Source organism: Microvirga sesbaniae (assembly GCF_025460805.1).
Taxonomy (GTDB): domain Bacteria; phylum Pseudomonadota; class Alphaproteobacteria; order Rhizobiales; family Beijerinckiaceae; genus Microvirga; species Microvirga sesbaniae.
Genome location: NZ_JAMXFJ010000012.1, coordinates 62,129 through 77,214 on the forward strand (window position 1 = coordinate 62,129; position 15,086 = coordinate 77,214).

Below are 15,086 nucleotides of genomic sequence, written 5' to 3' on the forward strand. Positions count from 1 at the left end.
TCATGCATCATGGCCGCCATGGAAAGACACGAACGTTTGGCCTGGGCGCGCGCGACCCTGAGCGCCTATCCGTCCGCCTCCGAGGCGGCGCGCGCGATGGGGATGGCGGTTCCGACCTATGCCGGGCACGAGAACGGCAGCCGGGGGATCACGTCCGACGCGGCGCGGCGCTATGCCGATTTCTACAAGGTCTCGGCGGAATGGCTACTCTACGGGAGAGGCGAACCCCGGGCCGGAATCCCGGGTCCGGACAGGGCCGAGGACCGGGCGCCCGTCCGCGGGAGAGCGGAGCCGCTCCCGCCCGACACCGACCTCTCGAAGGCCGAGGACCTGCCCCACTTCAAGGGCTTCGGCGGGCCGCGCAACGTGCCGGCCTACGGCACGGCGGTCGGCGGCGGCGACCGGGACGGGGATTTCCGGTTCAACGGGCAGACCATCGGGTACGAGCCCCGGCCGCCCGGCATCCAGGGCCGGAAGGACGTCTATGTGCTCTATGTGCAGAACGACAGCATGGACCCCAAATACGAGCCCGGCGAGCGCCTCTACGTGGATCCGCACCGGCCGCCGCGCCCCATGGATTACGTGGTCGTGGAGCTCCAGGGCGACGACGGCGAGCCCGGCAAGGGCTTCATCAAGCGCCTGGTGCGCCAGACGCCCACCAAGGTGATCGTGGAGCAGTTCAATCCCCGGAAGGAGATCGAGTTCGACCGGCAGGAGATCAAGAGCCTGCACCGGGTCATTCCGACGGACGAGCTATTGGGCATCTGACCCGCCGACCGCCCCACCGCCGGCCTCGTGCCGCCCGCCCCAAGGCCGGCCCTGACCACCCCCTCCACGTCATCACCGGCCCTGGCCACCCCCTCCACGTCATCACCGGCCTTGTGCCGGTGATCACGCTTCCGTAGGGCGCCGCGCCTCACCTTATCGGGATGGCCGGCACAAGGCCGGCCATGACGTGCGGAGGGTGGCAGGAAGGGCGGAGGGTGCCATGACGCCGGAGGGTGTTCGCACCCGCTCACACCACCCTCTCACGTCATCACCGGCCTTGTGCCGGTGATCCCGATCCGGTGAAGCACGGCGCTCAAGACAATCGGGATGGCCGGCACAAGGCCGGCCATGACGTGCGGAGGGTGGCGGGAAGGGCGGAGGGTGCCATGACGTGGAGGGTGTTCGCTCCGGCCCTGGCCACCCCCTCCCCGTCATCACCGGCCTTGTCCCGGTGATCCCGCTACGGTGAAGCACCGCGCTCGAGACAATCGGGATGGCCGGCACAAGGCCGGCCATGACGTGGGAGGGAGTCATCACCCGCCTATACAACCCTCCACGTCATCACCGGGCTTGTCCCGGTGATCCCGATACGAGAGGCGCCGAGCCCTTCCGATCGGGATGGCCGGGACAAGCCCGGCTATGACGTGCGGAGGGTGGCGGGAAGGGCGGAGGGTGCCATGACATGTGGAGGGAGCAGCACCGGCCCGCCGCACCCTCCACGTCATCACCGGTTCACACCACCCTCCACGTCATCACCGGGCTCGTCCCGGTGATCCCGATATGAGCGGCGCCGCGCCTCACCGCATCGGGATGGCCGGCACAGGGCCGGCCATGACGAGGAGGGTGCCGCTCAGGACGGGACGAGGTGAGGCAGGCTCCTGCGGGCGTCACCCTCAGGCCGCGCGGGCTTGAACCAGCGCGGCCTGAGGGTGACGTTGTGGCCCTGCCCTTGCCAGCGCCCTTGCCCCTGCCCTTGCCCTTGCCCTTGCCAGCGCCCCTGCCCCTGCCCTGGCCCATGCCCCTGCCGCTCCCGGCAGTGCTTGCACACGAGCTTCGCGGCGAGGTGCTGGAACGTGCGGAAACCCTCCGTCTCCAGCTCCAGCAGGTCGCGCCGCTGGAAGCGCCGCGTGTGGCCGCAATCCTCGCAGAAGATGTCCAGGGCCCAGGCGCGGCGCAGTTCGCCGGCCCCTTTCCGATGCTGCATGGGGACCTCTTGTTCCTGTTGCGTTCATGTTGGCCGGCGATCAACCAGGAGTCGAGTCATATGATAACGATCCACACTTCTCCACAGGGCGTGGCCCGGCGCCCGGGCCCTGCGCAACAGGTCCGATGCACTGCGCATTGACCAGGGACCGTTGATGCATTATGCATAAATCCTCCTCACGCGGGACGGCCCCATGCCCAGCACCCCTCATCCGGTCCTCGCCGCCGCCCTCGGCCCCGTGGCGCCGCCGCCCTGGCGCGCCGGCTTCTACCTGGTCGAGAGCCGGTGGAAGCGGCAGACCTTCATCCACGAGACGGACCTGGCGCAGGCGGATCTCGACACCGTCGTGCGGATGATCGCCGAGGGCCAGTACGACACCGGCGACGTCACGGCGATCTACCGCTGCGACCCGGACAGCCGGATCATGGAGGACGAGACCCAGGCGGTCCTCGAGCGGGTCGCCCGGCACCTGGACCGCGCCGGGACGCCGCCCTGCGAGCCGGTCGCCCGGCTGCTCTGGCAGAACGGCATCGCCTTCAGGGATGACGCGGCGGAGTGACGGCGGCGCCCCGCGCGCCCGGCCGCATCCCGTCGGGGCCAGGCTTGTGGAACCTCCCTCAGGGAACCTCCCTCCCCGATGGGGTTTGTTTCCTCTGCAAGACGAGGAGCAAACGCCATGAAAGCCTATGTTCTGTTTTCCGCGATCGGCTTCGCCGCCCTGTCGATGCCCGCCGCCGTGCAAGCGCAAGGCATCGTCCGGGGGGCTGAGCAAGGCGCGGCCGTCGGCAATCGGGCCGCCGGTCCCGTCGGCGGCGCCGTGGGCGGCGCGGTCGGCGGCGTCGCGGGCGGTGTCGCGGGCGGCGTGAAGGGTGTGCTCGGGATCCCGCAGAACACGGGCTCGGTCCACCGCCAGCACGCCAAGACCAAGAAGCGGACGGTTCACCACTGACACCCTCCCCCCGTCATGGCCGGCCTTGTGCCGGCCATCCTGCCACCCTCTCACGTCATGGCCGGCCTTGTGCCGGCGATCCCGATCGGAAGAGCGCCGCGCCCTACAGAAGCGGGATCACCGGGACAAGCCCGGTGATGACGTGGAGGGTGGTGTGAGCGGGTCACAACACCCTCCGCCCTTCCCGCCACCCTCCGCACGTCATGGCCGGCCTTGTGCCGGCCATCCCGATAAGGTGAAGCGCGGCGCCTTACGGAAGCGGGATCACCGGGACGAGCCCGGTGATGACGTGGCGGTTGGCACGGCGGCACGGCCGGCGGAGCGCGGACGCTCGATGTCGAAAGAGGGGGATCGCGATACGCGCGGCGGAGCAAAAGCGGCTGGCTGCCAGGGCTTCGGGGGTCGAAGCCGGGTCCCACTTTCGAGAAGTAACTTAGAACCAGCGAGCTGAAGGGAAAAGTGGTGCCCAGGGGCGGGACTGCCTATGCCAATGAAATCAATAAGTTGAGAGCGCACCGGGGGCAATCTTGGCCCGCTGAACTACTTGGGCTTTTGGGGGTTCCCCTCACCAGGTTGCGCTAGCGACTAAACTGTCAACGTTATCCTCAGAATTAACAGGTTCGAGTCCAAATCAGCTAGCGACAGTCAACCTTGTTGAGCTTGACAATATGCTATTGTCATTCATGGCTTCTATCAATTGAGGCTACATAGCCCTCAAAGCATGAACCAGCCCTTGGACAAGTCCATACCGCCCTTGATATGGATGATGGCTTCAGGCTGCAGATCTATGTCAGTATTTAGATACACCCACGTATCTGCCTTGGTGTTCGTGTAACGCACTTGGCCCGCCCCCGAAAAAGTCTTCTCCCCAATAAACGTAAATTTCTGGTCGCCCTTCACTGCAATGTTGGCATCCATAGGACGGAGGTCGAGACGATCTCCAAGCCTGCCATCGAAGTCCAAAATATAGTCGGCTGCTTTTCTAGTGGCGCCGGTGTCCTTGTCGTCAAAACGGAACATGTCCTTACCTGCACCGCCGCTCAAGGTGTCGCGACCCAGTCCACCGTCAAGGCGATCGTTCCCGGCGAGGCCGAGAAGTGTCTCATTGAGATTATCTTTCTCGTCATCGTCCCCAGCCAAGCGGTTATTTTGTTCGTCGCCGACTGCCCATTGTGAGGAGTGATCCGGGCGATGCTTCTTGAGATTCATAAAGTCTGGCATTTCAGATCCAGCCAGGACGAAGTTCGCCATACTCTCTAGGTAGAGAAGTTTATCATGTTCGGCGACACTGAAGCGACCATCTCCGACGTCAGAAGAGATGCGGACAATCTCTCCCTGCAGTTCTTTCGACGGATTTACGATGTTACGGGCGACGTCATCGGTATGCTCAAAATGAATGATGCGAGGATCATTGCGCGATGACGCGAATCCGATCGATCCGAATGTAGCTGCGACGTACTTTTCGTCTGTAACAGCCGACTCAATCATAAAACGCTGCGCAACAGCTCCTCCAAGGCTGTGTCCAGTCACAAATACCTGATCAATGTCATTCTTCACAACGTAGGATTTTAGCGCGTCGACCAAGGGTCTAAATTTCGAGTAATAGCTTTCAATCCCGAAGCGGTTCCAAGCAGCAATATCTTTAGCGTTCAATCCATCAGTGCCACGGAATGCCAGTGCTATAACATCTTTACCATCAACCTTCGCTGCGTAAATATGAGCGACTGCGGATCCATCGCCTGACTTGAATATCCCGTTGGCTAGAGTCCACCGACCATTCTCGTCTTTAATCGGCAGATCCATTTCGTGCGCATGAAGCGGTCGCCATGCTGAACTAATCGGAGTATCTCGGTAAGCCTGTACCGAAAGCCGGGCCATCTCTAGATAGACATTTTTGATGACAACACTATTGGTGCCCAGTGGATCGTCGAACTTGAAGCTTTCGAAAGTATCAATGATGTCAACATCACCTGTCGCATCATGGTTTATCGTAGTTGTCCCGGACGCAAGATCATCGACGAATCGATAGTCGCTTGGTCGTCCCTTTAGCGAAGCTGTGTCCTTGCCTAATCCACCTGACAGACTGTCGTTGCCCTCACCGCCCTCAATCCAATCATCGAGGGCTCCCCCAATTACAGTATCGTTTCCTGCACCGCCCGTGAACAAGCTTCCCAAGGCGAATTTTGCGCTAGCCGCTGCCGCCGGGGTGTTAGGAAGCCGTACACTATCGTTACCTCTAAGGGCACTATAGGCGTCTGCCCCTTCGGCGATGGCTTTCTTCTGAGGTTCGGTGAGGTTGTTGAAATCGACGTTATCACTAATATTGTCTTTGTCAGTAAATAGGCTTGCTCCTACTACGATCTCCTGTCTTACAAGAGACTGATTTGTCTCCCACTCTTCCAACTCTGACCAATATACTCCGCCAGCCTTATAGTTGAAATAATGATCGTAAACATGGGGCCTATTATCAGAATCTCCGTAATAACCAATGATCTCTGCAGAATTATCTTGATGTTCAATTAACATCGACTGTCCGTTGTCAGCCCATGTACGATATTTCGCGAGCAGCCAATCCTCTTCATATCGGTTCGATACTTGTAGAGTGCCGACTTGGGTTGTTGTCTCGGTACTCGTATCGTAGAGCCACAGCTTGTCCGGAAAATCATAATAATAAGAGGTTGAGTGCCAGCCTAAAGGATCTTCGCCGGCGGGCCGACCAATTACACCCCACCGCAGCCAGCGGTCGTCAGTAGTCCAGTATAAAAGATATCGTCCGTTAACAGATGCAGACCAGATTACGTCGTCCGAAACGGTAACATAGTTAGTTCCGTCCGCCGTGTACTGTAACGTGGCAAGGGTATTAATCTCATATCCGTCGTCGTCAATATCGGATATCCAGTCGCCAACTTGGCGGGCGGTATACGAACCAAAGGACCAAGTATAGTCAGCCATCGGCCTTCCTCCCGTCCGAAGTTTCCAGCTTATCGTATCTTTTGATCAAAGCATCTACCCCAATGGGTTAGGGGTCGTGCAGCCAAAACCTTAGGAGCTACCTCAACCGGGACGGCACTCAAGCTCGAAGGCCGAACGAACAAGCCTCAAGAATTGAAAGTGGACGTGGGACTGTCACGAGCACGAAGCAGATCCGCAATGGTACTAGTAACGAGAACGAATAACGGTAGCGAGCTGGTTCGTCGGGATCCGGGACGCGGTGGCGGCTGAGGCCATCCTTGAGGCGGCACGAGGGCTCCAAGTAGCCCGGACCGCCCGATAATAGATCTCTCTGCAATTCTGTTGCTTTCTCGGTGGAACCTCTGCCATGCTCGGCTAAGGGGAAAGAAGGCTGCCACCCCAATGGACCAGACGATCGGCACCCGGGTCCGGGCCCGGCGCATTGCCGTCGGCATGAGCCAGCAACGGCTCGCAGGCGCGTTGGAAATTACGTTTCGGAAGGTCGAGAAGTACGAGAAGGGCATCAATCGGGTGACGGCCGCTCGCCTCGTCGGAATCGCCCATGTGCTCGGCACGACCGTCGACACCCTCCTCGATCTCGATCGCCCATCCGTCGACGCTGCCATCTTCGAAGATGCGGACCTTCATCAACTCCTTGTCGCTTACCGTAAAATTCCCGCGCGCAAGTGGAAGCGGGTGCAGCAGCTCTGCTCCGACTTGGCCGAGTTCGCCAGCGACCGGTCCGGCGATGACACCGACGCCAAGCCTAAGGGTCGCGGGCTACAGGAAGCCCAGGCCGCCAAGAAGGGCTAAGATCCAGATTCAGGAATCAGGACGGAGTGCGGCGTGTGTGCAATCTCTATAGCAACTTCGCGACCCAGGCCTCCATGGCGAAGGCCTTCGCTGCCGCCCGCGACAGATCCGGCAACGTGCCGCCCCTTCCCGGGATCTTCCCGGACCAGATGGCGCCGGTGGTCAGGATGCACGATGGCGAGCGCGAACTGATCCAGATGCGCTGGGGCTTTCCGCCCCCGCCGAAGGTCGGCACCCAGCCGGTGACAAACGTCCGCAACGTCTCGTCCCCCTTCTGGCGCGCCTGGCTCAAGCCCCAGTACCGCTGCCTCGTGCCGCTCACCAGCTTCAGCGAATACAAGGACACCCGGCCCCGCAAAACGCCGATCTGGTTCGCCCTGTCGAAGGAGCGCCCCCTGGCGGCCTTCGCCGGGATCTGGCGCCCCTGGACGGGCGTGCGCGGCACGAAGGCCGATCCGGTCGAGGGCGAGCACCTGCTCTACTCCTTCCTGACCTGTGAGCCAAACAGTGTCGTCGAGCCGATTCACCCGAAGGCGATGCCTGTGATCCTCACCAGCCCGGAGGAATACGAGGTCTGGCTGACCGCACCCGCGGAGGAAGCATTGAAGCTGCAGCGCCCCCTCCCCGATGACCTGCTGGAGATCGTCGCGGAAGGCCAAAGATCTGACCAACCGGAAACAGTCTAGAGCATTTTCCGGTGAAGTGGATCCGGTTCACCGTCAAAAGATGCGGCTCGGCAAAGACAAGAGATGATTCCACGTGAGGGGAAGCAGCTCTAATGATTGGATCACGGTTATGAGCCAAGGTCTTGCAAACCTCAAAGGCTGAGCCTTGAGCAATTGCTACGTGCCACGTCATCAGAATCCCACATACTCAAACTGTTGTCGCGACGAATGTCCGGATGGGTCCCTCCTGCGAATCATCAACAATCGCAACCCACCGGTTTTCTGTTCAGCCGTCTTGTTTAGGCGCGCAAAGCGGCGGCTTCACCTGGCTCTTCAGAACCTCGACATCGGACGTATTCATGTTCCCCGGAGGCTTGTATCGGCAGACCCAATGCGTTCCCTTATGCTTGACGCCCTGGGCGTCGGTGATATCGCAGTCCGCGCGACCGCACCCCAACTGGCATGTGTCCTTCCAGACGACCTGCGTGAAATGTCCATTGACATCCTTGCACTCGAAGGTGAACCCGCCCTTGAACGCGGGATTGTCGAAATCATAGTTCTTGACTTCGCAGTACCAGGTTCTCTCGAAGGCCTCCTTGTCGGATAGGGCGGGCAGTTTGGGGCTGCCGTTCTCAACGGCCCAAGCGTCCGCCATGTTCTCCCCGTCCGAGCCATGGGTGTCGAGGATGCACTTTCCAGCATATTCCTGGGCCGCCGCCGCCAATTCATTGGACCAGATGAGCGGTGCCACGCAGTGCTGAGCCCGCCGCGCGTTATGGGCGTCGAGCATGTCTTTCCATTGCGCCGGAACGGGATCCTCCTTCAGCCGGAGACAGGCCTCCGGGCGCGGCTCCGGGCGCGCGGGAGCCGCCTGGGCGATCGGGCCGCAGATCATTCCGATGGCATCGAGGTACAGGCCGGCCCGGCCCTTGATTCCGGTGACGGCCTCTCCTTCCGGGCAGAACTGGCCGACGTCGCCGAACAGGCTGGAGGGTGAGCCAACGTTGGTCAGCGAGTATCGTGCCGTGCTGACCGTGGAGCGGCAGTTGAGGTCCATCATGTGCACGAACTGGTTTCCCGGATGCAGCAAGATCAATGCACCGGTGACGATGTAGCCTGGATTGCAGACTTTCTCGCCTGGGCCTCCTCCACCTCCTCCGAATGGCGTTCCCGGCGTTGGCGCACCCGTCATGCCGGCTGCATCCACCGGCGCGCACAGAATGGCGAACTGGTCCAGCCATGCCCCCGACCGGTAGCGGGCGCCAACCACGAACTGACCCGCAGGGCAATCGTCGCGAAACGCATTCCCGCCCGAGCTCCCACTCGGCGTGAACTCCGTAGCCGCCGACGCAAAGGAGAGCATCGCTGCGAAACAGACGAGTGCAACCTCTGCCAGCCGCGAGAGCCGCTTCCACATGGGTTGATGACAAGACCGATGAATGGGCCAGCGGGGATTGGTCCTTGGCATGGGTGTGCCTTCCTTTGGCAAGAGCACCGACATCAACTCAAGGAGGGTACAGCCGAGCGTACGCAGAGCGGCCCGGAAACTGGCTGCAGACGGAGAATAGCGTGCAGACTAAAAGTCCAAATGAGCATACCACGCTCGATATTCTTTGAACATAGGCTCCAACCGGAGACTTTTTCCGTCCATCGATACCTGTCGGCAGTCGAGAGCTGCTTCCCCTCACGTGAAATCATCGCTTGTCTTTGCAAAGCCGCATGTTTTGACGGTCAACCGGATCCACTTCACCGGAAAATGCTCTAGCGCACCGTGCGAGAAAGGGGACCCGGTTTTGCGCAGTCAACGGTGCGCCGCTCAAGGGCTTGAGCATACGGACTCTGACCCTCACCCCGTCATCACCGGGCTTGTCCCGGTGATCCCGCTTCCGGGAGGCGTTGCGCTCTTCGGATCGGGATGGCCGGCGAGAGGCCCGGCCATGACGCGAGAGGGTGTCAGACCAGGCGGCCAACATCATCCTCCACATCATCACCGGGCTTGTCCCGGTGATCTCGCTTCTGTGAGGCGCCGCGCTCTTCCAATCGGGATGGCCGGCACAAGGCCGGCCATGACATGGGGAGGGTGCCAGGAAGGGCGGAGGGTGCCATGACGTGGGGAGGGTGTCATCACCCGGCCACACCACCCTCGCACGTCATCACCGGGCTTGTCCCGGTGATCCCGATTGTTTGAAGCGCCGCGCCCCAAAAGATCGGGATGGCCGGCACAAGGCCGGCCATGACGTGGGAGGGTGGCAGTGAGACCGCAGGACGGTCGGCACAAGGCGGGTGATGAGCGGCGCGGCCAGGACGAGCCGCGATGCCACGCCGGTGGGAGCAACTCTCGTCGCGCACAGGTTCGAGGGAAAGCTCGAAAGAGACCGTGAGACACCGGCTACGGTTGTGCCCCCAGGGCGCAAAACGGAAAGCGCCCCGAGGGGAGCGCTTGCGGAAAGCCTTGGAGCTGTCGAACCTTTGAGAATGGTGCCCAGGGGCGGAATCGAACCACCGACACTGCGATTTTCAGTCGCATGCTCTACCAACTGAGCTACCTGGGCATCCGATGCGCGGCGGAGCCGTGCGCGTCGTGGAGGGGTGTATAGTCAGACCGGGGCCGCATGTCCAGCGCCTCGGACGACAAAATGCCGGGAAATCGTCGCTCGGGCGTCCGCTCAGGCGTCCTCTCAGGCGTCCTGCCCGTCCTCGTCCTTGTCGTCCTCCTCGTTCTCGACCGCCGGGATCGCGTAGGTGCCCGACAGCCAGCGGTTGAGGTCCACGTCGGCGCAGCGCTTCGAGCAGAACGGCCGGACCTCCTCCTGTGCGGGCTTTCCGCAGATCGGGCATTTGCCGGATGAAGCCAGGGGCTTGTTCTCGTTGGCGGCGTTCACGGACACGTCCTTTCCATTCAGGCCGCGTCGAGCCAGCCGAAGCGGACCGGATACCCCTCCCCGTCGAGCAGGGCCGCGGCCTCGTACAGGGGCAGGCCCACCACGTTGGAATAGGAGCCCACCAGCTTGACCACGAAGGTGCCGGCCAGGCCCTGGATGGCATAGCCGCCCGCCTTGCCGCGCCACTCCCCCGAGGCGAGATAGCGCTCGAACTCGTCCCGGGACAGACGCTTGAAGCGCACGCGGGTCTCCACCAGGCGCTCGCGGACGGAATCCCGCGGCGTGATCAGGCAGATGGAGGTATAGACCCGGTGGGCGCGCCCGGAGAGCAGCCTCAGGCAGCCGGCGGCCTCGTCGACGAGCTCCGCCTTGGGCAGGACCCGCTTGCCCACCACCACGACCGTGTCGGCCGACAGGATGTAGGACTCCTTCAGGTCCTCCCGCGCCCGGGCCACCTTCCGGGCCACCTCGGCCTTCGAGCGGGCGAGGCGCTTGGCCAGCTCCTTGGCGCCCTCGTTCTTCAGGGGCGTCTCGTCCACATCGGCCGGCAGAAGGGCGTCGGGCTCGATGCCGGCCTGCTGCAGGAGGCCGAGCCTGCGCGGCGACGCGGACGCGAGAACGAGCTTCGGACGCCAGCTGGGATTCGACACCTCGGAAGAAGACGCCACTTTTCTCTCCACGCTCCGGGCCCCTTCGGGCCCCTTCAAGGATTTCGTCAAGGCCATAGCCACGCTGGGGCACAAGATGGCACCGGGCGCGGGCGAATCAAGCCGGTCACGCGACCGGGCCGATCACGCGATCGGGGGCGGCTCGGTGCCGGCCGGCGCCGCCTTCGCGTGCGGGTCGTTCTTCGTCGGGTCGCTCTTGGCCGGGTCGCTCTTGGCATCGAGCCGCTCGAGCTTGCGGTAGCGCACCACGCTGACCGGGATCAGCAGCAGGAACGCCACCGTGATCAGGCTCAGCATCTCCCAGGGGAAGCTGACCAGGAGGCCGAACGCCGCCACGGACAGGACGAAGATCGGCAGGACCCATTGGCGCGGCACGTATTTGCCCATGGTCTTGCCCGAATAGGTCGGGATCGTCGACACCATGAGGAACGCGATGCCCACCACGTAGATCAGGATGACCGGGCCGACCGACGCGTCCTGGATGGGAATGCCGAGGAAGGACAGGTACAGCGGCAGCAGGGCGCTCATGGCCCCCATGGGGGCCGCCATGCCGACGAAGAAGTTCTTCTTCCATTCGGGCCGGTTGGGATCGTCGATCATCACGTTGAAGCGGGCCAGCCGAAGCGCCGCCGCGATGGCGAGCACGAGGGAGCCGATCCAGCCGACCCGCCCGAGCTCGTGCAGGACGAAGCTGTAGAGGATCAGCGCCGGGGTGACGCCGAAGTTCAGGAAGTCGGCCAGGGAGTCGAGCTCGGCGCCGAAGCGGGACGTCCCCTTCAGCAGGCGGGCGATGCGCCCGTCGACCCCGTCCAGGAAGGCCGCCACGATCACCGCCACCACGGCCTTCTCGTATTGCCCGTCGAAGGCCAGCCGGATCGCCCACAGCCCCAGGCACAGGGCGATCAAGGTGATGATGTTGGGGGCGATCATCCGGAACGGAACCGGCTTGAACAGGCGCTTGCGCGGCTCGTTCGGGTCCGGGGCGAAGGGCGGGAAAAGGTCACTCATGGCAACAACCTAGCGCATCGTGCGGAAAAGTGGACCCGGTTTGTCGCAGTCGACGGTGCGCCACCAGGACTCCGGCCCGGCGGGCGGAACGGCGTCAGCCCACCCGGTACTGGCGCGCGGGCTCGTTGGCGGTCAGGTCGGCCAGCACCGTCTCGCCGGCGACCGCCGTCTGGCCGAGGCCCACGAGCACCTGGGCGTCGAGCGGCACGAAGATGTCGAGCCGGGAGCCGAAGCGGATCAGGCCGAAGCGCTCGCCGGTGCTCAGGTGATCGCCGATCTTCACGAAGGAGACGATGCGCCGCGCCACGAGGCCGGCGATCTGGACCACGCCGATCTTGGTGCCCGCCGTCTCGATCACGAGGGCGTTGCGCTCGTTGTCCTCGCTCGCCTTGTCGAGCTCGGCGTTGAGGAACAGGCCCGGCGTGTAGAGGATCTGGGCGATGCGGCCGGTCACGGGCGAGCGGTTCACGTGGCAGTCGAACACGTTCATGAACACCGAGATCCGGGTCATCGGCTCGGCCGGCAGGTCGAGCTCGGCGGGCGGGACCGCCGTGGTGATCAGGTTCACCCGCCCGTCGGCCGGCGAGACCACGAGCCCTTCGCGGATCGGCGTCACCCGCGGGGGGTCGCGGAAGAAGTAGCAGACCCACACGGTCAGGATCGCCCCGATCCAGCCCAGGGGCGACCAGAGCCACGCCAGCACGATCGTCGCAAACAGCGCGATCAGGATGAAGGGATAGCCCTCCTTGTGGATCGGCACGAAGATGCGGCGCATCGATTCCAGGATATCGGTCATTCTTTCACAGCCTTGAGAAGGTTTGCCAGGGGATGGCAGGCGGACACGCTCCCGTCAACCTGCCACGCTCTCGGGGCTGCGCTCCTCCGCCTCGGCCCGCTTGAGGGTCTCGCGCGCCTGATCGGCCTCGCGCTGGCGGTTCCACATGGCGGCATAGACCCCGCCATGGGCCAGGAGGCTCGCATGATCGCCGCGCTCGACCACCCGGCCCTGATCGAGGACGATGATCTCGTCGGCCCCGATGACTGTGGACAACCGGTGGGCGATCACCAGGGTGGTGCGGCCGCGGCTGACCCGGTCGAGGGCGTCCTGGATCTCCTTCTCGGTGAAGGTGTCGAGGGCCGAGGTGGCCTCGTCCAGGACCAGGATCGGAGGACTCTTGAGGATCGTGCGGGCGATCGCCACCCGCTGCTTCTCGCCGCCCGAGAGCTTCAGGCCGCGCTCGCCCACCGGGGTGTCGTAGCCCTCCGGCAGGAGCCCGATGAAGCGGTCGATCTGGGCGAGGCGCGCGGCCTCCCGGACCTCGTCCGGGGTCGCGTCCCAGCGGCCGTACTGGATGTTGTACCCGATGGTGTCGTTGAACAGCACCGTGTCCTGGGGGACCATGCCGATGACCTTGCGCAGGGAGGCCTGCTGGACCTCCGCGATGTTCTGCCCGTCGATCAGGATGCGCCCGCTCGTGGGCTCGTAGAAGCGGAACAGCAGGCGCGAGATCGTCGACTTGCCGGCCCCCGAGGGGCCGACGATGGCCACCGTGTGGCCGGCCGGCACCTCGAAGCTCACGCCCTTGAGGATCGGGCGCTCGGGGATGTAGGCGAAATGCACGTCCTCGAACCGCACCACGCCCTGCGGCACCTGGAGCGGCCTGGCGCCGGGCCTGTCCTGGATCTCGGGATTGCGCTCGATGATCGCGAACATGTCGTCGATGTCGATGAGCGCCTGCTTGATCTCCCGGTAGAGCATGCCCATGAAGTTCAGGGGAATGTAGAGCTGGACCAGCATGGCGTTGACGAGCACGAAGCTGCCGATGGAGGCCCGCCCGGCCATGATGTCCCGGGCGGCCAGCACCATGACGACGGCCATGCCGATGGAGAAGATCACCGCCTGGCCGGCATTGAGCACGGCCAGCGACGTATAGGTCTGGGTCGAGGCCTTCTCGTATCCCGCCATGGAGCGGTCGTAGCGGGCGGCCTCGCGCTGCTCGGCGCCGAAATACTTCACCGTCTCGTAGTTCAGCAGCGAATCGACCGCCTTGGTGTTCGCGTCCGTGTCGGAATCGTTCATCTGCTTGCGGATCGAGATCCGCCACTGGGTCGCCTTGTAGGTATAGGCCAGGTAGACGACCACCATGACGAACACGACGGCGGAATAGAGCCAGTTGAACTCCCAGGCGAGCAGCCCCAGGACCAGGATGAACTCGAGGATCGTCGGCACCAGGGTCAGCACCACGAGGCGCGACAGTTCCTCGATGCCCTCGCGGCCGCGCTCCAGCACGCGGGTCAGGCCGCCGGTCTTGCGCTCCAGGTGGAAGCGCAGGGACAGGCGGTGCATGTGCTCGAAGGTCTGGAGCGCCAGGTTGCGGACCGCGTGCATGGCCACCTTGGCGAAGAGGCCGTCGCGCATCTGGGTCAGGACCGCCATGAGGATGCGGGTCAGGCCGTAGATCGCCGTGAGCAGGATCGGCGCCTTCCAGAGCCAGGAGCCCGCCGTCGCGGCCGCCTCGGCCCCCTGGGCCGGGCCGCCCGTGACCGCCACGAGGGCGTCCGTGGCCCATTTGAACGCGAAGGGCGTCACCATGGTGACGCCCTTGGCCACCAGGAGGAGCCCGAAGGCCAGGAAGACCCGTCGCTGGAGGTCGGGCCTGCCGTGAGGCCAGAGATAGGGCCAGAGCTTCGTCCAGGTGGCCGCCAGGCCCGTGGGCTTTGGCGCAGCAGCGCTCGTCGTCGGGACGGCGGTGGAGGGAGGCATACGCGAGAATCCGTTCGAGGTGTCGGGTCCCGATATAGGGGATCGGCCGCGCGAATTCACCCCGCGTCGGTCATTGTTCCCCGTTCGGCCCGGGATGGTCATGACGTGGGGAGGGTGGCAGGACCGGACGATCAACCACCACGTCATCACCGGGCTCGTCCCGGTGATCCCGATCCGGTGAAGCGCGGCGCCCGAAGCAATCGGGATGGCCGGCACAAGGCCGGCCATGACGTGTGGAGGGTGGCAGGAGGGGCGGAGGGTGCCATGACGTGGGAAAGGTCGTGCATCCCGATATTCCATCCTCCACGTCATCACCGGGCTTGTCCCGATGATCCCGATCCGGCGAAACGCCGCGCCCGAAAAGATCGGGATGGCCGGCACAAGGCCGGCCATGACGTGGGGAGGGGGCGGCC

The 15,086-nt window shown here is 63.7% G+C and carries 13 protein-coding genes and 1 tRNA gene; 5 read left to right on the top strand and 9 right to left on the bottom strand.

Annotation, left to right across the window (positions count from 1 at the left end; translation table 11 throughout):
• Positions 1-18 precede the first annotated feature (18 nt).
• A complete protein-coding gene (locus tag OCW50_RS17235) occupies positions 19-768 on the top strand; it encodes a LexA family transcriptional regulator (protein WP_262298410.1) in 750 nt (249 codons plus the stop codon).
• Between the two features lie 850 nt (positions 769-1,618).
• Here the strand turns inward: OCW50_RS17235 and OCW50_RS17240 are convergent.
• Complete coding sequence (locus OCW50_RS17240) at positions 1,619-1,972, bottom strand: hypothetical protein (protein ID WP_262298411.1); 354 nt, start codon at positions 1,970-1,972, stop codon at positions 1,619-1,621.
• A gap of 193 nt (positions 1,973-2,165) precedes the next feature.
• Between OCW50_RS17240 and OCW50_RS17245 the strand changes: the two genes are divergently transcribed.
• Together OCW50_RS17245 and OCW50_RS17250 are read left to right on the top strand one after the other, a co-directional pair.
• Entirely contained in the window at positions 2,166-2,531 is a 366-nt protein-coding gene (locus OCW50_RS17245; protein ID WP_262298412.1) for a hypothetical protein, read from the top strand.
• Positions 2,532-2,648: 117 nt separating this feature from the next.
• Complete coding sequence (locus tag OCW50_RS17250; RefSeq protein ID WP_262298413.1) at positions 2,649-2,921, top strand: hypothetical protein; 273 nt, start codon at positions 2,649-2,651, stop codon at positions 2,919-2,921.
• Between the two features lie 714 nt (positions 2,922-3,635).
• Here the strand turns inward: OCW50_RS17250 and OCW50_RS17255 are convergent.
• Positions 3,636-5,873: a Tle-like phospholipase domain-containing protein gene (locus OCW50_RS17255; protein WP_262298414.1), complete on the bottom strand. Its 2,238-nt coding sequence runs from the start codon at positions 5,871-5,873 to the stop codon at positions 3,636-3,638.
• 402 nt (positions 5,874-6,275) lie between these two features.
• On the opposite strand from OCW50_RS17255, the gene OCW50_RS17260 reads away from it, so the two are divergent.
• Both OCW50_RS17260 and OCW50_RS17265 read left to right on the top strand, forming a co-directional pair.
• A complete protein-coding gene (locus OCW50_RS17260; RefSeq protein ID WP_262298415.1) occupies positions 6,276-6,686 on the top strand; it encodes a helix-turn-helix domain-containing protein in 411 nt (136 codons plus the stop codon).
• A 35-nt stretch (positions 6,687-6,721) separates the two neighbouring features.
• Entirely contained in the window at positions 6,722-7,372 is a 651-nt protein-coding gene (locus OCW50_RS17265) for an SOS response-associated peptidase (protein ID WP_262298416.1), read from the top strand.
• A gap of 265 nt (positions 7,373-7,637) precedes the next feature.
• Here the strand turns inward: OCW50_RS17265 and OCW50_RS17270 are convergent, their stop codons facing one another.
• The 7 genes from OCW50_RS17270 to OCW50_RS17300 all read right to left on the bottom strand — a co-directional run bounded on the left by OCW50_RS17270 (position 7,638) and on the right by OCW50_RS17300 (position 14,673).
• On the bottom strand, positions 7,638-8,852 hold the full coding sequence (locus OCW50_RS17270; protein WP_262298417.1) for a CAP domain-containing protein: 1,215 nt from the start codon (positions 8,850-8,852) through the stop codon (positions 7,638-7,640).
• A 975-nt stretch (positions 8,853-9,827) separates the two neighbouring features.
• A tRNA-Phe gene (locus OCW50_RS17275) sits at positions 9,828-9,903 on the bottom strand.
• 126 nt (positions 9,904-10,029) lie between these two features.
• Entirely contained in the window at positions 10,030-10,233 is a 204-nt protein-coding gene (gene yacG, locus OCW50_RS17280) for a DNA gyrase inhibitor YacG (protein ID WP_262298418.1), read from the bottom strand.
• A 17-nt stretch (positions 10,234-10,250) separates the two neighbouring features.
• Complete coding sequence (locus OCW50_RS17285; protein WP_373371456.1) at positions 10,251-10,958, bottom strand: Maf-like protein; 708 nt, start codon at positions 10,956-10,958, stop codon at positions 10,251-10,253.
• A gap of 66 nt (positions 10,959-11,024) precedes the next feature.
• Entirely contained in the window at positions 11,025-11,909 is an 885-nt protein-coding gene (locus OCW50_RS17290; RefSeq protein WP_262298419.1) for a CDP-alcohol phosphatidyltransferase family protein, read from the bottom strand.
• Between the two features lie 94 nt (positions 11,910-12,003).
• A complete protein-coding gene (locus tag OCW50_RS17295) occupies positions 12,004-12,705 on the bottom strand; it encodes a phosphatidylserine decarboxylase (RefSeq protein ID WP_262271292.1) in 702 nt (233 codons plus the stop codon).
• A gap of 54 nt (positions 12,706-12,759) precedes the next feature.
• Entirely contained in the window at positions 12,760-14,673 is a 1,914-nt protein-coding gene (locus tag OCW50_RS17300; protein ID WP_262298420.1) for an ABCB family ABC transporter ATP-binding protein/permease, read from the bottom strand.
• Positions 14,674-15,086: the final 413 nt, after the last annotated feature.